Genomic DNA, 18,905 nt, shown 5'->3' on the forward strand with positions numbered 1-18,905 from the left:
AATAAATTTTAGAATATCTTTTTGTCAGCTATTAAAAGCTATAGCCTAATTTAAGGCTAAAAGGGAGCGTCATTCTCCAGGTTTTTCCTTCTTTAACTTCAGCGTATTCATTGAAAATATCTAACCAAGGTTGATAGAAAGCGTCCTGGGGTCTAGATCTGCCAGTGTGTTTAATATCCCTATTTTTTAAACCTAATCCTACACTAAGATCAATAAAAAAGCGATTAATGATTTTTTGCTGGTACCCATATTTTACATTGATTGTATAGGTTTTCTTATGTACCTGAATCCATTCTTCATATTTCTGATTATTGGGCCCAAACAACCCGGTCCATTCTCTTTTTATATCTTCGTTGATAAAGCCGAGTTCGGCAAGGTGCTTAACCCAAAGATGACTAAATTCTAAACTAATATATTGGCCGAATGGAACTTTGTTTTGAAAATAAAATTTATGCTCGTAGCCAAGCCTATAGCCTTTTGGAACTCTTCTAGTGTTAAACTGACTGACAGGAACACCGATACCAAAGGTAGAAGAAGAATAGTTGTTTAACTTTCTTTCGTAATAGACAGAAGGTTCAAGGAAATCATTAAAATCAAATAAATTGCTGGCTGTCACCTTAATGATACCACTAAAGGCGAATTCGGGATTTTTATGATCGTAATCATATATTTTGTTACCTTTTATCCAAAGTTTGATAGGGTAGGTGTATCTTTTGTCTTTTGTACGGTCTACTAGAAATCCCAAGCCATAACCTGCAAATGCCGTAATATTAAAATAGTAGGCAAGAGAACTTACAGGCTGAATATTGCTTACAAAACTCGTGTCAGGCGTGATAACTTTTAATGAAAGTGCTTGTGAACTTCTTCTGGGGTTTATAATGGCGGACTTATCGATATTAATGGTATCATTCTGAACGACTACTTTCAATGAGTTTTCAGAATTAATTTGAACCTGTGTATTCGGCCCGTTAATTATACTGGCACATGAGAATAGCATTAAACTTGTAACGATAATCATGAAGGGTAAACATATTCGCATACAGTTTAAGTTTTATTACCCTTACGCTTTTTATGTTTGTGGTGATACACTGGTACAAATACAAAAAGCTGTTCGAAGACAGCTTTTTGTATAATGGATTAATAATTATTAAAGTTTACCGAATTTTCCTGCGTAAAAATCCTCAAAAGCCTGGTTAATTTCTTCTTTTGTATTCATTACAAAAGGTCCGTGAGCAACAATAGGCTCGTCGATTGGCTCTCCGCTTAAGATCAGTACCTTTGCGTCTTCAACGCCTTCGATTTGAAAATCCTCTCCATCATTTGCAAATAATACAAAATGATCTCCGGCTACTTTTCTGGAATCATTCACAATGATTGTACCTTCTATCACCAAAAGTGCAGTATTGTAATGCTCCGGAAAATTGAAATCGGCCTTTCCATCTTTCTTCAAAGAAACATTCAACAGGTTTACCGGAGTGAAGGTGCTTGCTGCGCCCGGATTTCCTTTGTAATTGCCGGCAATAACTTCTACTTCACCATTTTCTAAAGCTACTCTTTTGATGTTTTCGTTGGTAATTTCCTGATATTTTGGTGCAGACATCTTGTCTTTTGCAGGCAGGTTTACCCAAAGTTGTACCATTTGAAAGAATCCACCTTTTTTGCTGAACTCTTTTTCATGATACTCTTTGTGTAGAATACCTGATGCAGCAGTCATCCATTGCACATCACCTTCTTTTATAATACCGCTATTTCCGGCACTGTCATGATGGGCAACACTTCCTTTGTAGGCAATCGTTACAGTCTCGAAACCTCTGTGCGGATGTACATCTACACCTCTGGGCTGGTCGGTTGGCGGAAAATAAAATTTAGAATTATAGTCTAGCATAATAAAAGGACTCATCCTTTCTTTGCTTAATGGATACATACTTGGAATGAAATTGTGTACTCTGAATCCATCACCCACCATATGTGGATCTCTTGGTGACAAAACAGCTTCAATTTTTCTTGTTTTCATGATATCTCCTTTTTTGATAATACAAAGTTATATCAGAACAAGGATCTGTGCATTGATGTATGTTAAGAAAGAGAGTATCGTCGATAGTTCATTGAGTCATTAGTCTATCGACTATTGTCCATCGACCATGGACCATTAACCATCAACAGTGTCACTTCCGGTATAAGTCCTTCCTTACCCTACTTAGGGACTCTGGTGTGATGCCCAAATAGGAGGCAATCATCCATTGAGGAATACGCATTAACAGTTCAGGATATAATCTGATGAAGTCAAGATAGCGCTCTTCGGCGGTTGCTCCCAGGAGTAAATTTACCCTATCTTGTATTTGCTTGATGTGCTGATGCAAAGAGTGGGTATTGGACAGGGAGAAGTCAGGACATTGTATGGTAAGCTGATCAAAAAACTGATTGTCAATGATTACAATCTCTGAATCCTCAATGGCATCAATGTATAAGAAAGACGGTTCGTTGAAGAATGAGCTGCTTCTGTCGGCCGTTAACCAATATTCAGGAGAAAATTGGATGATATGCTCTTTGCCTTGTTTGTCTATCGTATAAGAGCGTAAAATGCCTTTGGCGGTAAAGAACGAGTTTCTGGAGATTTCCCCTGCTCTGAGTAAGAATTGTCCTTTACTTATTTTTTTAGCCTTTAAATAATGTAGCAGTTTATCGAACCCGGCATTGGTAACCGGAGTTGTTTGTTGTAGATAATTCCTAAAAATAACAATGGCTTCTTCCAATCTATTTTTTACTAAAAAGTTTGTCTAAAGTGCGGGTTGATACCGCATGATAATTTGGTCTGTTCTTCTCATAAAAATCCTTTGCCATTTTTTTTCCTTTCTCTGTGGTTAATAGTTCGCTATAAAGAGGCTCTATGAACTTTCTCCGACCAACGGTATTTAAAAAAGTATCTAAATAAGAATAAACAGGCTGATAATCTTTCTTAATACTTAATAGATACCAGGCGTACTGTATTTCGCTATTATGTGATGTTGTGAAATGAAAGACACTGTCTATATATTGCATCTGCTTTAAGCTTATCGTATCCGGTAAAGACTGGATAAAATAAAGCTTTTCGTTTGTGCTGTTTATATTTCTGCTGAGTTTGTCTGCTGGCTGTCCTTGTATAGAACCCGAACGTAAGGCGTCAATAGCGTCAAATCTTGCGCTATGTGGCAGTTTAGCGTTTTTAGGAATACCAGGTTGGTAAATCCAGCCATAGGCGTTGATAGCAGTTTTTAAATTTTCATCATCTTTAATCACGTTGTTATTCAATTCATCCTCGAAGTCTTTAAGCGTAACACTTTTAAATGCATACTTTGCAAAGTATTGTTTTAGAAAATGATCAAATTTTTCCCTTCCCACTACCAGCTCAATGTTTTTCAAAAACAGGAAGCCCTTTTCATAAGCGATATCTGTAACTGCATCATCGGGACTTCTGTCTGTTAAATCCAGGTTTAACCTTGTGTCGGGATGTGTTTTGCCAAAGTCTTTGATGCCATTTTCAAGATCTTTATATCCCAGCACCTCCTGCATATCCGCTTCATCCTTACCATACAGTTTCTCTATAATTCGTCTTTCAAAGTACATGGTAAAGCCTTCATTTAACCAGAAATCGTTCCATGTAGCATTTGTTGCCAGGTTTCCGCTCCAGCTATGCGCTAGTTCATGTGCGACAAGATTCGCCAGAGAACGGTCTCCGGCAATCACCGTTGGCGTTGCAAAGGTCAGGTTAGGATTCTCCATGCCGCCAAACGGAAAACTTGGTGGAAGAACCAGAATATCATAACGTCCCCAAAGATATTTCCCATACAGGCTTTCGGCGGCGCTAAGCATTTTGCCTACATCTGCAAACTCGTGAGCTGCTTTATCCAGCATTGCCGGTTCGGCATAGACACCGCTCATTTCGTTTATTTTTTTAAACCGTATATCTCCTACTGCTAAGGCCATTAAATAAGAAGGAATTGGATGTTTCTGCTGGAAGGTATAAATGCCATCAGAATTTCGTTTCTGAGGATTTTCGGCACTCATTAACGCAAGGAATTCTTTAGGGACCTTCACTTTTGCATTGTAAGTAAAACGTATGGAAGGGCTGTCCTGGCAAGGGATCCATGTTCTGGCCAGAATTGCTTGTGACTGTGTATATAGAAAAGAGGATTGCCTGCCAAAGGTTTGGGCAGGGGCAACCCATTGCAGCGCTTCAGCGCCTGGGTTAGTATAGTAGTAAATACTTACTTTTTTTGTTTCGGGTGCGATTTGTATGCTTAGGGCCTGGCCAAATATTTCATTCTCATCCCCCAGTGCATAGAAAGGTTCTTCGCTTGTTTTATCATCCAGAACGATTTTTTGGATATTCAGACCTTTGGTATCAAAAACAATCTCGTCATATTTATTTGGATTCTCTATTGTCCAGACGGCAATTCCCTTAATTATTTGTTGCTTAAAATCTACGTCCAAATCCAAATCCAGGTGCTTTACCTTCACATGTTCGGGCTCTGCATAACTATGCGGGTCGACAATTTTTTCGCTGTCGTTCTGAGGTTTAGTGTTCTGTTTACAGGCTACCCAAAGGATAGTCAATAAGATGCAAATAAGCATTAAAGGCTTTTTCAGCATATCATTTAAATCTTACAGTTACTTTCACTCTGTTAGAGTAGCCATCGGAAGCTCCCTGCCAATTTTGATAGTTTTTAATTAGGTCTATAGCCCTTGCATCAGCTAGTTTACTTAAACTTTTAAGTACCCTAAAATCAGATAATTCTCCGGATGGCTTGATGATAAACTCCACAATAACATGGCCAGTTTCTCCACTTTCCAGTTCACTATTTTCATCAAGATATTTTCTGAAAGCAGCCCAGCCGTTGTATGGGCCAACGACTACGGTACTTCTTCTGATACTCCTTACGGGAATGTCGGCGGATGAAGGATTTGGGTTGAGATTGATGTTGATTTCCTGCAGGGGGCCTAATTCGATCTCTCTGCTTTGAAAGCCTTTGGCATATATTGCTATTTTCTTGACCTTATAAGGGAAAAAGAACTCACCATTTTCGTTGCTAACTACTCTGATGTTTGTTTTAACATCCTTGATTATGGCACCATCAATAGGTTTCGTCGTACTTAAGTCCTTTATTTTTCCCTTTGTAGCAATGGAATCAGCCTCCTTAGCTGTTTTTGTTGAAAGGGTATTGGTATTGGACAAGGAAACAAATGCGTCCGGTTCAGCCAAACTTTCCTTTTTCGCCATAGGGGTTAAGGCTGGTTCTACAGCAGGGGCAATCATAGATGGGGCTGCTGTGGTTCTGGCAATCTGTTCAACCACAATATCGTCGGCCGTAGGAGTATCTTCTTTCTCTTTTTTTCTTTCAGAATTGGCAGCTATAACTTCTGTCTTTGATATCATATCTTCGATTGAAGTCTCGGCCGCTATATCCGGAGATATGGTTTTTTTTTCACGGGCGTTACCCGGCGGAGGAAGTATCTGAGGGCTGGATTTTGTTAAGGGTTCGGAAAAATTATTCTGTTTGGGCTGGTTTAAATAAATACTGAATAAACCTATTAAAATGACCACACAGGCAGCTAAAGACCATATTTTAAAATTAACAGGTGGTGTGTTGGTGTTTTTAGAAATTTTACTTTCCGTCCTGCTTTTAAGCCTTACTTTCAGTTCGTTTAAGGAATGGCTATTATTTGGGAAATTTTCATAACCTTCCATGGCCTCGGCAAGAAAAGGATCATCCAGGGCTCTTTTTTCTAAACGATGCATTTCAGCGGGACTTAATTGTCCACGCAAGTATTTTTTTATTAAATCAATATCCTGGTTGTCCTTATTCACTTTGTTTCTCCAAACAGATTTTTAAGTTTCTTTTACCGTTTTGAATATAACTTTTAACTTTTTTTAAATCATATCCCGTTTCTTTTGCTACCTCTGTGTAGCATTTTTCCTGTAAATAAAACAAGGTAATGCTTTGCCGTTGCTCAATATTAAGTGTTTCGAGACAAGCCTCCATAGCGATAAGCTTGGTTTCAGTTTGCTCTTTTTCAGATAGATGCATAAAAGGTTCAAAATCCATAAAACTTTCGTCAAAAATTATTGGATTTGATTTCTCTTTACGGATTTCCATTAAACAATGGTTTCTGGAAAGTGTATAAAGCCAGCTTTTGAAATGATGAATATTGTGCTGTTTTATTTTAGAGATAAGCTCCTCGAAGATTTGCATGACCGCATCTTTACTTCTTTCCTCATCTTTAAAATATTTTAAAGCTACACCGTAAACTAAAGGGACATAAGGTTCGTAAAGGCGGGCCAAAGCAGCTAAATCTCCGGAAGTTTTATATTCCGTTATCCATTCCTGGTCTAGATCGTGAAGTTTGTTATTACTTGGAGCTATACTCATTAAAAGCTAAATTAAGCTAAATGGAATATTCATTCAATATTACACGTATTATCTTATGTGTATAACGTAAAAATACATATAATCGTTACATTAATAAAATGATTTTTGCGTAAAACAGGGTAACAAACGTTAAGTTTTTTAAATTTGTGAAAATCTTAAAAATGAAGAAAATAAGAGTAGTAGCCTTACTAACAGGGGCTTTTTTAGTTTCAGGCTGCGATAGTTTAAATCAGGTAGCTAACCAATACGGTGGGGCAATAGTTAATGCAATGGGTACACCGACAAATGCAGAAATAGGAACTGCACTAAAGCAGGCCCTTGAAAATGGAGCGGGATATAGTACCACCAAACTTTCGGCTACCAACGGTTTTTTGGGAAATGCAGCTGTTAAGATTTTAATGCCGGAGGAAGCGCGGAAAGTAGAATCTACCCTGCGCTCTTTAGGATTCAATTCTTTGTGTGATAATGTAATTACAAGTTTAAACAGGGCGGCGGAAGATGCTGCCAAAGAAGCAAAACCTATTTTGGTAAATGCTATAAAACAAATGACTTTTCAGGATGTAACTAATATCCTGCTGGGGAATAAAGATGCGGCTACCCAATATTTTAAAAGAACCACCACAGCTGCACTTACCGAAAAATTTAAACCTATAGTGAACTCCAGCGTTGCGAAGGTTGGTGCAACTAAGTACTGGACGGAATTGACTACTGCTTATAACAAGATTCCTACAGTAAAACCTGTAACTACAGACTTAACGTCTTATGTTACCGAAAAGGCAATACAGGGGCTTTTCGTAGAGGTTGCAGCAGAAGAGTTGAAAATAAGAGAAAATGTAAGTGCCCGATCTACCGCCTTAATGCAAAAAGTGTTTGCTTACGCCGATCAGCAAAAGAAATAACAATGGATGTAATTAATTGGGCGGACTTTGAAAAAGTAGATTTAAGAGCAGGAACTATTATTGAAGTACTTGATTTTCCGGAAGCAAAAAAGCCCGCATATAAAGTTCGCGTGGACTTTGGAGAACAGCTGGGAGTTAAGACAACAAGTGCACAGATTACAGCTAAATACAACAAAGAAGAGCTTTTAGGAAAGCAAATAGTTGGAGTCGTGAATTTTCCGAAAAAACAGATTGGGAAGTTTATGTCTGAATTTTTACTAACGGGTTTTCATGATGAAGAAGGCAATGTTTGTATAACCGTTGTGGATAAAAAAGTTCCGGACGGAGCTAAACTTTGCTAAGCTTTTGAGATATGAAATTTTATTCTTTTGAAGAACAGAGCCGGGAAGCTGCAGATGAGTTTTTCATGAAGGAAGCCTATAAAGAGGCGCTTCTGGCATTTGATAAAGACGAAGTACCGATTGGTGCGATTATTGTTGCTAATGGTAAGGTTGTGGGTAGGGGGCACAACCTGACGGAACGCCTGAACGATGTTACCGCCCATGCAGAAATGCAGGCATTTACTTCGGCAAGTAACACTATTGGAGCAAAATATTTACATAACTGTACTTTATATGTAACCGTAGAACCTTGTGTTATGTGTGCCGGTGCTTCTTATTGGACACAGATTAGCAGGATTGTTTTTGGAGCATTGGATGAGAAGAGAGGATATAGTCGTTTAAATCCCCAAATTATACACCCAAAAACGGAAATAGTTGGAGGAGTGATGAGTGAAGAATGTGCTGCATTGATGAGAAATTTTTTCTTGAAAAAGAGATTAAAATAAAACTTAACAATCATTCAACAATTATTTGATCAGGGAGTTTATCTTTGTAGAAATAGAATTATTAATAATAAATTATATTGTATAACCTTAAAATATAAAATTATGGCTTTTGAATTACCTGCGTTACCATACGCATCAGACGCATTAGAACCGCATATCGATCAACAAACTATGGAAATCCATCACGGAAAACACCATGCGGCTTATGTTACTAACTTAAATAAAGCTTTAGAAGGTAAGGAAGGTGCTGATTCTTCATTAGAAGAAATCAATAAAAATATTTCTAAGTATCCGGTAGCTGTTAGAAATAACGGTGGTGGACATTATAATCACTCACTTTTCTGGACTGTTATTGGCCCTAACGGTGGTGGTGCTCCACAAGGAGAATTAGCAGAAGCGATTAATGCGGCTTTCGGTTCTTTCGAAGACTTTAAAACTAAATTTGCAGAGGCTGGAGCAACTCGTTTTGGTTCTGGTTGGGCCTGGTTAATCGTTGGTGCTGATGGTAAACTGGCAGTAACTTCTACTCCAAATCAGGACAACCCATTAATGGATGTAGCAGAAGTACAGGGTACTCCAATTTTAGGAATGGACGTTTGGGAGCATGCTTATTATTTAAAATATCAAAACAGACGACCAGACTATATCTCAGCTTTTTGGAATGTGATTGATTGGAATGCAGTAGCAGAGCGTTTTGCGCAAGCAAAATAGTTTGGCATTAAATTTAATGTAATAAAGGCAGAGGGAAATTAATCCCTCTGCCTTTATTTTTTATACTATGAACAAAACATTATCTATCATCGCCCTGATTTGCGTTACATTTTTAAGCAGTTGTTCTTTATTCGAAGGAGTTTTTAAAGCAGGATATTACGTAGGTATTTTTGTTGTTATAGCTATATTAGCCATCATATTTTTTATAGCAGCAAAATTTAGAAGCTAATGAAAGCATTGGTCCTCGAAGGAATAAATCAAGAATTTATATATAAAAATGTAGAAAATCCTGTTTTAGAAACAGGGGAAGCTTTAGTAAAAGTGAAGGCAGCTTCTTTTAACAGAAGGGACTTCTGGATAAAAAAAGGTCAATATGCCGGACTGAAGTTTCCGATTATTCTTGGATCTGACGGGGCCGGAATTGTATCAGAAGTAAAAGACGAAACGGATAAGTATTGGATCGGTAAAGAAGTTATTATCAATCCATCTTTGCTTTGGGGAGATCACGAGGAATTTCAATCCAAAGCTTTTAATATACTGGGACTGCCAAAAGACGGAACCTTTGCAGAATATGTGAAGGTTCCGGTGAGCAGTCTGTTTGAAAAGCCCCAACATTTAAGCTTCTCGGAAGCGGCTGCAATTCCACTGGCAGGGCTTACCGCTTACAGGGCTCTTTTTAGCAAGGCTAAATTAAAAAAAGGCGACAATGTACTCATCGTTGGTGCAGGTGCAGGAACATCAACATTTGCTATACTTTGGGCTGTTGCAGCAGGAGCGAATGTATACGTAACTTCAGGCAATGCTGATAAAATAGAAGCTGCAAAAAGATTGGGGGCAATAGACGGTGTTAACTACAAAGAGGATGATTGGGATCAGCAATTGCTGCAAAAGGTTTCCGGTTTCGATGTAATCATAGACAGTGCACTGGGGGCTGGTTTTGCTAAACATTTCAATTATGTTAATCCCGGGGCCAGAATTGTATTTTTTGGAGGAACCGCAGGTAATTTACCTGAATTGAATGGCCGGATTATTTTCTGGAAACAATTGCAGATTTTAGGTTCTACAATGGGATCGCCACAGGATTTCAAAGCGATGCTGTCTTTTATAGAAGATCATAAAATTCATCCCATAATCGACAGCGCTTATAAGCTGGAGGACGCTAATGATGCTATAAAATTGATGGAAAATAGCGATCAGTTTGGGAAGATTGTTTTGGATGTAACGGAATAATATTCTTATGTAAACCATATTTTAAAAAGCATTTCCTAACTTTAAAAAATTTAAAGAGCAGGAAGGCATCAGCTTAATTGAAATAGGCACATACTATTTTTAGTGTTCTGTTGTCTTGCAAAGTTTATGGACAAATTATCATTAGCTAAAAATAAAATTCTGTTATTTTGCTATTCTCTGTATTTTCAATACTTCTTGAAAAGTACTGATCTGAGACCTAACTAGTATGAGACCTAAGTATCAAATTTTGTTTGTTTGCAGTTTGCTGTTATTGTTACCGCTTTCAATAATCGCACAATCGTATGGTCTTAGTTTTAATAGTCATGATGTCGTACAGGATAAAAGAACGGGATTAGATTTAAGTTCTAACAAAGGAATATGCCTTGAAAATTCTTTTATGCTGCAATTCGATTTTGCTTTTGCACATAAATCTCCGGCTCATTTTGGATATATATTTCGACTTATCGACCAGAATAATAAAAATATAGATCTTATATATGACGAAAGGTTTCGGGAGAATACACACTTTAAGCTTATTATCGGCGAAGAATTTTCAAATATCGCTTTCGATATACGTGTCGATGAACTGTATAAAAAATGGTTTAAATTGCAGTTCTTTTTCAACAGAGAAAAGCAGCAATTAATAGTTACGGCCAACGGTAAACAGTATATTCAGCCTATCAAGTTTAAGGGGTCATGTTATAAACTTTTCTTTGGCGCAAATAATCTTTATAAGGAATTTAAAGTAACAGATGTTCCGCCAATGAAGGTAAAGAACATCGAAATATTAGATAAAAACAAAAGACAATTATACGATTGGAAATTAAACGAGCTGGAAGGAACTGATGTAGGAGAAAGTATTGAAAAGGCCGATGGAAAAGTAATCAATCCGATATGGATCAGGGAGCAGCATCATGATTGGAACCTCTTAAAAGAATTTAATACTTCGGGAGCCAGCAGTATAGCTTTTAATAAAGAAAAGGAACAGCTTTATCTTATTGGTGAGGATTCTCTATATACATTGGATATAGCTGCCAATGCATTGAATTCGATACCATACCTATCTGGTAAACATCATTTGCTAAGCGGTAATCAATCATTATTTGAGAACGGAAAGCTGATGAACTTTTATGTTGATCAGAAGCTGGTTTCTACTTTTGATTTTTCAACAGCTGCCTGGGACAAATCGTATATATATCCGGCTAATATTACTAATTATTGGCATCCGAATAAATTTTATTTTCCTAAAGACAGTTCTCTTTACATCATAGGCGGATATGGACAGTATAAATATAAAAAGGAAGTCAATCGATATTCTTTTAATAAAAAGGAATGGACAGTAGAAAATACAACAGGATACTTTACGCCCAGATATTTGGCTGCACTTGGAGTTGTTAATTCCGGAGCTTATATTATTGGAGGTTATGGAAGTTCTTCAGGAGAGCAAATACTAAATCCAAAGAATATTTATGATATGGTATTCTTTGACCCTCAAAAAAAGAGTTTTAGAAAATTATTTGAACTGGACTCTAATGAGGAAGAGTTTGCTTTTGCAAACTCTTTGATTATTAATGAAAAAGAAAATACCTACTATGCTTTGGTATTTCCAAATCACAAGTATAATTCGTCTTTGCAACTGATAAGGGGGAGGTTGGATGGCTCGGAGTATACCTATTTAGGGAATAAAATTCCTTATGAATTTTATGATATACACTCTTTTGCAGATTTGTTTTATTGTGAAAATCTGGAAAAATTTGTTGCAGTTACGCTCTACAGAGATGAGAAAGCTGATAAAACAAAAATTAAAATATATACACTTTCCAGCCCGGTGGAACCTACAATATTAAGCAGTGAGCCAGATTTAAATTCTTTCAATAAATCTTATTATAGAATTGTTCTGGCAGTTATTTTTCTAATTGGACTTATTGCGTATTTGATTTGGAAAAGAAGTAGACGAGTAAAAGATAAGATTGAAGAAACCGGGCATTTGTCAACTGAAGTAGTACAGGATAATCATAAGCATACTGAAGAGATTAAAAATGTCGAGATTGAAAGGCAACACCATACCGATACTAAGGGAATTCATAAAAATTCGGTGTTTTTATTTGGTGATTTTCAGCTGTTTGACAAAGATGGAAATGATATTACCAAATTGTTTACCCCTCTTATTAAGGAGCTTTTTCTAATAGTCCTTTTGTACACTTTAAGGTGGGGACGCGGTATTAGTTCCGAAAAGTTGACTGAAATACTTTGGTTTGATAAAACGGTTGAAAGTGCGCGTAATAATCGTTCGGTTAACATCGCAAAATTAAAAACCATTCTCGATAAATTAGATGGATGTCAGATCTCGAAGGAAACAGGTTATTGGAAAATAAAACTGTCCTCTGATGTTGATGTAGACTATAAGGAATATCTGCAGATTGTGGGCAGTAAAAAGGAACTGACAAAAACTGAGCTGAATCAGCTTACTGCAATCGTTCAAAAAGGTAGCTTTTTGTCAAACCTTGAATCTGAATGGTTAGATCAATTTAAATCAGATATCTCAAATGATATCATAGATACTTATTTACAGTATATGACCAAGATTCAGATAAACGAAGACCCCGAGTTTATAGTGAGCCTGGCAAATTATATATTCTATTTCGACCCTGTAAACGAAGAAGCTATGACTTTTAAATGTAAAGCACTGGCTCATCTTGGAAAACATTCTTTAGCGAAGTCTGCTTTCGAGAATTTTAATAAAGAATATAAACAAATTTATGGAGAAGAATTCCATAAAAGTTTTCATGAAATACTGGAATGAGTTTATTGAGAGGAAGAATAGCCTGTTCGGAACTCGATTCGGGAACGAAATAATCTACGGAATAAATTTCTACTTCTTTGACGAAGAACAACCTACCCAGGCGGAGGCTTTCTGAAAAAAGAGCCTGTGCAAACTTGGAGATTACCCGACTGCCGTCAAGGCAGACTTCGCTTCGTTCGTTAAGGGGATTTCTTGGAAAATGACAATAATTTTTTGTCATGTACTATGTATCATTCTAATTATCTCTTCCCTATTCAGCGCTAAAAAAGTACTGTTTTTTTCTAAGGTCTATTATTTTGTTGATATAATGGTATATGATTAGTTCCTGTCAGGTGGAACTTAAAAACTCCTTTATCTTTTTTTGGATAAAATTAAATGATTGATATACATTGCTTTATGTTTTATTTTTAATACTAGTATGTTGTGTTAATATTTTGTTAAGTATTTATTAATTAATAGAAACTTATTTCGCCGGATAGAATAAACAAAGTGTTCTTCACATATAAGATTGTTATTAATCTATATACACAGATTTAGTACATAACTGTTTAGAACTTAAAAGATACACAAAACTATAAAGCGAATGTTCCGAAGAATGAAATTCACAAGACCTAAAAGATATTTATCAATATATGTAGTTCCCGTTATTTTAGGGATCGGAATGGCCTGTGCGTCAAAAAAGGATAACAATCTTTCTCCTGTGGACTATGTCAACCCTTATATGGGTAACATAAGCCATTTGCTGGTACCAACTTATCCGACAATCCATTTACCGAATAGTCTGTTAAGGGTTTATCCCGAGCGGGGAGATTTTACCGGAGACAGATTGCATGGTTTACCGTTAATAGTAACCAGCCATAGGGGCAGTTCTGCTTTTAACTTAAGTCCTTCGCAGGGAGAAATCAATACGTCCAAACCTGTTATCGACTATAGTTATGACCAGGAGGTAATAAAGCCTTATGCCTATAGTGTTTATCTGGAAAATGAAAATATTAAAGTTGATTTTGGAGTCTCTCATCAATCCGCTATTTATTCCCTGAACTTTTCAGACAGCAGTGCTCCGTATTTAATGTTTAATTCCAAAAAGGGAACGTTGAAATGGGATGGGAAAGGACTGTCGGGCAGCCAGGAAATTGGAAACAATACCAAAGTTTACATCTATGCTGAACCAGACCATGCACCAATGGATATTAAGGTACTAAAGAACAAGTTCCTTGTTTCGGGAGTGGAAGCCACAGGAGATAACGCCTGTCTGATACTGACTTTTGGTAAGGAGTCCAATATCAGGCTTAAGTACGGTATTTCATTTATCGATGAAAATCAGGCCAAAGCAAATTTAGCCCGTGAAATAAAAGATTTTGATGTAGCTAGGGTGCAGAACAAAGGGAAAGAGGTTTGGAATGAAAGCTTAGGGAAAATTACGGTTAGCGGGAACTCCGAATCAGATAAACACGTTTTCTACACTTCACTATACAGAACTTTTGAGCGTCCGGTAAATATTTCGGAAGACGGAAGATACTTTAGCGGTTTTGACGGGGAAGTGCATAAAGATGGCGGCCGCCCTTTTTATACAGACGATTGGATCTGGGATTCGTACAGAGCCCATCATCCGTTAAACGTATTGATAGACGGGAAGAAAGAAGGCGATATACTGAATTCCTTTGTCAGGATGTCCGAACAGATGGACAATTTTTGGCTGCCAACTTTTCCTGAGATCAATGGAGATAGCAGAAGGATGAATTCCAATCATGGTGTAGCCTCTTTGCTGGATGCTTATGAAAAGGGAATAAGAACCTTTGATTTTGAAAAAGCGTATCAGGCAGCTAAAGGCGCTTTGACAGAAAAAACATTGGCTCCATGGTCTGCAATGCCAGCCGGAAAGCTGGATGAATTCTTTAAAGGGAAAGGATATATCCCTGCTTTGTATCCAGGGGAAAAGGAAACAATCCCGGAGGTGCATCATTTCGAAAAGAGACAGCCAGTAGCTGTTACCTTGGGTACCTCCTATGATTTATGGTGTTTGGCACAAATGGCCAGAATACTTGGACATCAGGAAGATTATCAGCTATTTATGAAGCAGTCTTTTAACTATCGCAATCTCTTTAACGAAAATACCAGGTTCTTTCACCCTAAAGATGACAAAGGGAATTTTATCGAACCTTTCGATTATGTCCGTTCCGGAGGGCAGGGAGCAAGGGAATATTACGGAGAAAACAACGCCTGGATATACAGGTGGGATGTACAGCATAATATTGAAGACCTGATTAGACTGATGGGGGGGAAAGAACAGTTTGTGAAATACCTTGATGATATGTTCAACCAGCCTTTAGGCGATTCTAAATTTAGTTTTTATGCACAATTGCCGGACCATACAGGCAATGTAGGCCAGTTTTCCATGGCCAATGAGCCCTCTTTGCATATCCCATACCTGTATAACTATGCAGACCAGCCGTGGAAAACGCAAAAAAGAATCAGAACACTTATCCATCAATGGTTTAGGAACGATTTAATGGGCGTTCCGGGAGATGAGGACGGAGGGGGGCTTTCTTCTTTTGTGGTATTCTCCCAGTTAGGATTCTATCCTGTGACACCGGGAATTCCCGTTTATACAATAGGAAGCCCTTTCTTTGAAAAATCGGTAATTAAACTGACTGGAGGAAAGGAGTTCACGGTTATCGCGAATGGTGTTTCTAATACAAATAAGTACATACAATCGGCCCGGCTTAATGGAAAAGTTCTGAATAAAACCTGGTTTGCACAGCATGATATCGCAAACGGAGGACTTCTAGAATTAGAAATGGGACCATTGCCCAATAAGGCCTGGGGTATTGAAAAGTAGATAATCAGGAATATTTAGTCATATTTCTATCTGATAGATAAAAGACTTATTTACAATAATAAATATTCATGAGGGTTGGAAGATAGACGGCGAATCTTGTCGAAGACATCCCTTGATTCTTAGGAAGAGAGGGGATCGCCGTTTTTTAATACCCGATAACGCGTTTGCCTGATAACGTGTTCAGGACAATACATAAATGGCAATTAAATATGAATAATATAGTAGCGGGAGTAGATATCGGAGGCTCCCACATTACCGTGGCCCTGGTGAATTTGGATACTTTGGAGATAATTGATAAAAGTCTTATCAGAGAAAGGGTTGACTCGGCTGCTGTTGCGGAAGAAATTATTATAGCATGGTGTAGTGCAATAGCTAAATCGTTTAATACCTGCCCACAGAGCGAAAAAAAATTAGGTATAGCAATGCCGGGTCCGTTCGACTATGAAAATGGCATAAGCTATATCAAAGACCTGCACAAATATGATTCACTGTACGGTCTTAATGTAAAGGAGTTGATTGCCTACCATCTGGATATCCCAAAAGAAAATATTCGGTTAAACAATGATGCTGCTTGTTTTCTTCAGGGCGAAATATATAAAGGTAGTCTTGAAGGTTGTTCAGTAGCGGTTGGACTAACCCTAGGTACGGGTTTGGGATCGGCCTATATGAAATCTGGGGAGTCTTTCGATGCTAATCTGTGGTGTACCCCGTATAAAGGAGATATTATTGAAGAATGTATATCCTCCCGCTGGTTTGTCAGACAATTCCAGCAAAGGGCAGGTAAATCTGTAAAAGACGTAAAGGAAATTGTAGAGAAATACCCTGATCATGAGATTACGAAGGAACTGTTTGAAGAGTTTAGTGACAATCTTGCTTCATTTTTAGCATATTTTATTCAAAAAGAACAGGGAGAGGTAGTGGTTCTTGGCGGGAATATTTCGAAAGCCAAAGATTTCTTTATTGATAATATAAAACAAAAACTATATGAATCGGTTGGGAAAGTTATTCCTATTTACCTTTCTGTTCTTGGAGAAAGAGCCGCTTTAATAGGAGGAGCCGCACAGTTCCATACCTTAAAGCAATTATAAACATAACTAATTATATACATGGGAAACCTAAATCAAACTAACAAGACATATGCTTCTGCACTGTATACCCTGGTAACGGTATTTTTTTTCTGGGGTTTTGTAGCGGCTTCGAATGGCATTTTTATTCCGTTCTGTAAAGCACATTTCGATTTAACACAATTTGAATCTCAGTTGATCGACTTTACATTTTATGGAGGATACTTTATAGGATCACTGATCCTTTATTTTGCCTCGCAATTATTAAAGGTAGATATACTGAATAAAATAGGATTTAAGAACGGGATTATTTACGGGCTTGTGATATCGGCAATAGGTTCCATAGCAATGGTTCCCTCGGTAAACATAGGCTCTTTTGGATTGATCCTGACTTCATTTTTTATTATCGCATTGGGTTTTTCATTACAGCAGATAGCTGCAAATCCCTTCGCGGTAGCGCTGGGTACACCAGAAACCGGTGCCGACAGGTTAAATCTAGCAGGCGGGGTAAACAACTTTGGTTCCCTTTTAGGGCCGATTATAGTGAGTATAGTGCTGTTTGGGACTGCGGCTGGGGCAGAAGCGGCACAAGTGGAGATAACGGCAATAAACTCTTTGTATTATATCCTAACGGGATTGTTTATAGCTGTCGCTATCTTCTTTTCAGTATCAAAACTGCCGGATGTACGAAGTAACGAAACAGTAGAAGCCAGCCCTAGAACAAATACACCTTTATTGGTGATGTTACTGGCTTTTATATTGATTTTAGCTGCCCATCCACTGGAATCGCTGACAGGGATATCCGCCTCTTTATATGTTTATTTTTCATTAGTTATTATTGTGTTAACATTATTCCTAAGTTTCTCTGCATCGAAAAAGAATCCCGAAGGATGGGGAGCCATGAAATACCCGCAATTAATGCTGGGTATGCTAGCTATCTTTACCTATGTAGGTGTAGAAGTGAGTATTCAGAGTAATTTTGGAGCTTTGTTGCATACCCCCGAGTTCGGCTCCTATCCGGAAGCGACTATTGCGCCATTTATTTCTCTCTATTGGGGGAGCTTAATGATAGGCAGGTGGACAGGTGCTGTCTCGGTATTTAATATCAGCAAAACTGCAAAAAGAATTCTTACGGTAATTGTTCCTTTTGTAGCATTTGGAGTTATTTTGGTATCCAACCATATCACGGGTACCAATATAGATATGATGTATCCTTATGCAATATGTGTGGCTATTATGATTTTAGGCTTCTTTTACAGCCAGGAAAAGCCGGCTAGAACATTGGCTACGTTCTCCGTCCTTGGAGTTGTTGCAATGGTTATCGGACTTTTATCAAGCGGGGATCTTGCTATATATGCATTCATTAGCGGAGGCTTGTGCTGCTCTATTATGTGGCCCAGTATATTCTCCTTATCTGTTACCGGTTTAGGTAAGTATACCGGTCAGGGATCTTCATTCCTGATTATGATGATTTTGGGAGGCGCTATAATCCCACCGGTACAGGGAATATTTGCAGATAACAGCGGAATCCATAAATCATATTTTATCCCGGTTATCTGTTTTATTTATCTGCTGTTCTTTGCCTGGAAGGTAAGCAAGGAGTTGAAAAAACAGGGATTTGACGTTAGCGAAATCCAGACAGAAGGAGAACATTAACATTAAACTTTATTTTTCATCTATTTTAACGAAGAAATTAATCAGGCTTTCGAGGATTTATACTATCTGGTATCAGTACCAATATGTAGAAAAACTGAAGCCTGGTAGATTATCTCACCCGCAGAGAGGACTAAGAACACGCAAAGAGCACAAAGCAAAGCCTTAGTGCTCTTTACGAAAGCCTTTGCTTTCTTTACGGTTTTTAAAATATATTTCGACTCACCTATACAAAAGTTCCTGTCGGTACTAGATTTAACAACTTTGCTTTTCCAAAGGGTTCTTGTTTTTTTAGATAGACCGGGAAAAATCATCTATCCTTTCAGAAATGATGTGGAGTCTTTATGCTTAGGTCTTTTTCTGCTATGTGAAGGAATTTCTCTCCGTTATAGTGAAGATGAGCGGTACTCCTGCGCTTCGATTTTTTCTAAAAAGTGCCTTTAAAGTTTAAAATTAATCTTTTATTAATCTTT

The 18,905-nt window shown here is 37.7% G+C and carries 15 protein-coding genes; 9 read left to right on the forward strand and 6 right to left on the reverse strand.

Translation table 11 applies throughout. The features are described from left to right. Window positions 1-31: 31 nt before the first annotated feature. From PEDSA_RS17715 to PEDSA_RS17740, 6 genes are all read right to left on the reverse strand, one after another. Window positions 32-1,018 carry a hypothetical protein gene (locus PEDSA_RS17715; protein ID WP_041537144.1) on the reverse strand — a complete coding sequence of 329 codons (987 nt, stop codon included), beginning with the start codon at window positions 1,016-1,018 and terminating at the stop codon, window positions 32-34. A 129-nt stretch (window positions 1,019-1,147) separates the two neighbouring features. Further along, window positions 1,148-2,014: a pirin family protein gene (locus PEDSA_RS17720; protein ID WP_013634542.1), complete on the reverse strand. Its 867-nt coding sequence runs from the start codon at window positions 2,012-2,014 to the stop codon at window positions 1,148-1,150. Between the two features lie 151 nt (window positions 2,015-2,165). Continuing rightward, on the reverse strand, window positions 2,166-2,753 hold the full coding sequence (locus tag PEDSA_RS17725) for a Crp/Fnr family transcriptional regulator (RefSeq protein WP_013634543.1): 588 nt from the start codon (window positions 2,751-2,753) through the stop codon (window positions 2,166-2,168). A 1-nt stretch (window position 2,754) separates the two neighbouring features. Further along, a complete protein-coding gene (locus PEDSA_RS17730; protein ID WP_013634544.1) occupies window positions 2,755-4,629 on the reverse strand; it encodes a M1 family metallopeptidase in 1,875 nt (624 codons plus the stop codon). A gap of 1 nt (window position 4,630) precedes the next feature. Beyond that, on the reverse strand, window positions 4,631-5,845 hold the full coding sequence (locus tag PEDSA_RS17735; RefSeq protein WP_041537145.1) for a TonB family protein: 1,215 nt from the start codon (window positions 5,843-5,845) through the stop codon (window positions 4,631-4,633). Then, window positions 5,838-6,407 (reverse strand): RNA polymerase sigma factor, encoded by a 570-nt coding sequence (locus tag PEDSA_RS17740; RefSeq protein WP_013634546.1) that lies wholly within the window; start codon window positions 6,405-6,407, stop codon window positions 5,838-5,840. The genes PEDSA_RS17735 and PEDSA_RS17740 overlap by 8 nt, the downstream gene beginning before the upstream one ends. A 161-nt stretch (window positions 6,408-6,568) precedes the next feature. Here PEDSA_RS17740 and PEDSA_RS17745 point away from each other — a divergent pair, with 161 nt between their 5' ends. The 9 genes from PEDSA_RS17745 (at window position 6,569) to PEDSA_RS17790 (ending at window position 18,435) form a co-directional block, all read left to right on the forward strand. Beyond that, complete coding sequence (locus PEDSA_RS17745; protein WP_013634547.1) at window positions 6,569-7,306, forward strand: DUF4197 domain-containing protein; 738 nt, start codon at window positions 6,569-6,571, stop codon at window positions 7,304-7,306. 2 nt (window positions 7,307-7,308) lie between these two features. After that, window positions 7,309-7,647, forward strand: coding sequence for a tRNA-binding protein (locus PEDSA_RS17750; protein ID WP_013634548.1), 339 nt, complete (start codon window positions 7,309-7,311; stop codon window positions 7,645-7,647). An 11-nt stretch (window positions 7,648-7,658) separates the two neighbouring features. Continuing rightward, entirely contained in the window at window positions 7,659-8,132 is a 474-nt protein-coding gene (locus tag PEDSA_RS17755) for a nucleoside deaminase (RefSeq protein WP_013634549.1), read from the forward strand. A gap of 102 nt (window positions 8,133-8,234) precedes the next feature. Continuing rightward, window positions 8,235-8,843: a superoxide dismutase gene (locus PEDSA_RS17760; RefSeq protein ID WP_013634550.1), complete on the forward strand. Its 609-nt coding sequence runs from the start codon at window positions 8,235-8,237 to the stop codon at window positions 8,841-8,843. Window positions 8,844-9,071: 228 nt separating this feature from the next. Then, window positions 9,072-10,073 carry a zinc-binding dehydrogenase gene (locus PEDSA_RS17770; protein WP_013634551.1) on the forward strand — a complete coding sequence of 334 codons (1,002 nt, stop codon included), beginning with the start codon at window positions 9,072-9,074 and terminating at the stop codon, window positions 10,071-10,073. 226 nt (window positions 10,074-10,299) lie between these two features. Further along, the gene (locus tag PEDSA_RS17775) at window positions 10,300-12,876 is read left to right on the forward strand and encodes a Kelch repeat-containing protein (RefSeq protein ID WP_013634552.1); all 2,577 of its coding nucleotides are present in this window, start codon (window positions 10,300-10,302) and stop codon (window positions 12,874-12,876) included. A gap of 595 nt (window positions 12,877-13,471) precedes the next feature. Beyond that, the gene (locus PEDSA_RS17780) at window positions 13,472-15,715 is read left to right on the forward strand and encodes a GH92 family glycosyl hydrolase (protein ID WP_041537548.1); all 2,244 of its coding nucleotides are present in this window, start codon (window positions 13,472-13,474) and stop codon (window positions 15,713-15,715) included. A gap of 209 nt (window positions 15,716-15,924) precedes the next feature. Next, a complete protein-coding gene (locus PEDSA_RS17785) occupies window positions 15,925-16,803 on the forward strand; it encodes an ROK family protein (protein WP_013634555.1) in 879 nt (292 codons plus the stop codon). A gap of 18 nt (window positions 16,804-16,821) precedes the next feature. Next, window positions 16,822-18,435, forward strand: a complete 1,614-nt coding sequence (locus PEDSA_RS17790) for an MFS transporter (RefSeq protein ID WP_013634556.1) — start codon at window positions 16,822-16,824, stop codon at window positions 18,433-18,435. Window positions 18,436-18,905 lie beyond the last annotated feature (470 nt).

Origin of the sequence: Pseudopedobacter saltans DSM 12145 (assembly GCF_000190735.1) — a bacterium.
Classification (GTDB): domain Bacteria; phylum Bacteroidota; class Bacteroidia; order Sphingobacteriales; family Sphingobacteriaceae; genus Pseudopedobacter; species Pseudopedobacter saltans.

Excerpts from the sequence above, each read along its gene's own strand:
- PEDSA_RS17760 (WP_013634550.1), top strand. The coding sequence starts at position 8,235 with ATGGCTTTTGAATTACCTGCGTTACCATACGCATCAGACGCATTAGAA.
- PEDSA_RS17750 (WP_013634548.1), top strand. The coding sequence starts at position 7,309 with ATGGATGTAATTAATTGGGCGGACTTTGAAAAAGTAGATTTAAGAGCA.
- PEDSA_RS17775 (WP_013634552.1), top strand. The coding sequence starts at position 10,300 with ATGAGACCTAAGTATCAAATTTTGTTTGTTTGCAGTTTGCTGTTATTG.
- PEDSA_RS17740 (WP_013634546.1), bottom strand. The coding sequence starts at position 6,407 with ATGAGTATAGCTCCAAGTAATAACAAACTTCACGATCTAGACCAGGAA.
- PEDSA_RS17730 (WP_013634544.1), bottom strand. The coding sequence starts at position 4,629 with ATGCTGAAAAAGCCTTTAATGCTTATTTGCATCTTATTGACTATCCTT.
- PEDSA_RS17780 (WP_041537548.1), top strand. The coding sequence starts at position 13,472 with ATGAAATTCACAAGACCTAAAAGATATTTATCAATATATGTAGTTCCC.
- PEDSA_RS17790 (WP_013634556.1), top strand. The coding sequence starts at position 16,822 with ATGGGAAACCTAAATCAAACTAACAAGACATATGCTTCTGCACTGTAT.
- PEDSA_RS17755 (WP_013634549.1), top strand. The coding sequence starts at position 7,659 with ATGAAATTTTATTCTTTTGAAGAACAGAGCCGGGAAGCTGCAGATGAG.
- PEDSA_RS17715 (WP_041537144.1), bottom strand. The coding sequence starts at position 1,018 with ATGATTATCGTTACAAGTTTAATGCTATTCTCATGTGCCAGTATAATT.
- PEDSA_RS17785 (WP_013634555.1), top strand. The coding sequence starts at position 15,925 with ATGAATAATATAGTAGCGGGAGTAGATATCGGAGGCTCCCACATTACC.
- PEDSA_RS17770 (WP_013634551.1), top strand. The coding sequence starts at position 9,072 with ATGAAAGCATTGGTCCTCGAAGGAATAAATCAAGAATTTATATATAAA.
- PEDSA_RS17745 (WP_013634547.1), top strand. The coding sequence starts at position 6,569 with ATGAAGAAAATAAGAGTAGTAGCCTTACTAACAGGGGCTTTTTTAGTT.
- PEDSA_RS17720 (WP_013634542.1), bottom strand. The coding sequence starts at position 2,014 with ATGAAAACAAGAAAAATTGAAGCTGTTTTGTCACCAAGAGATCCACAT.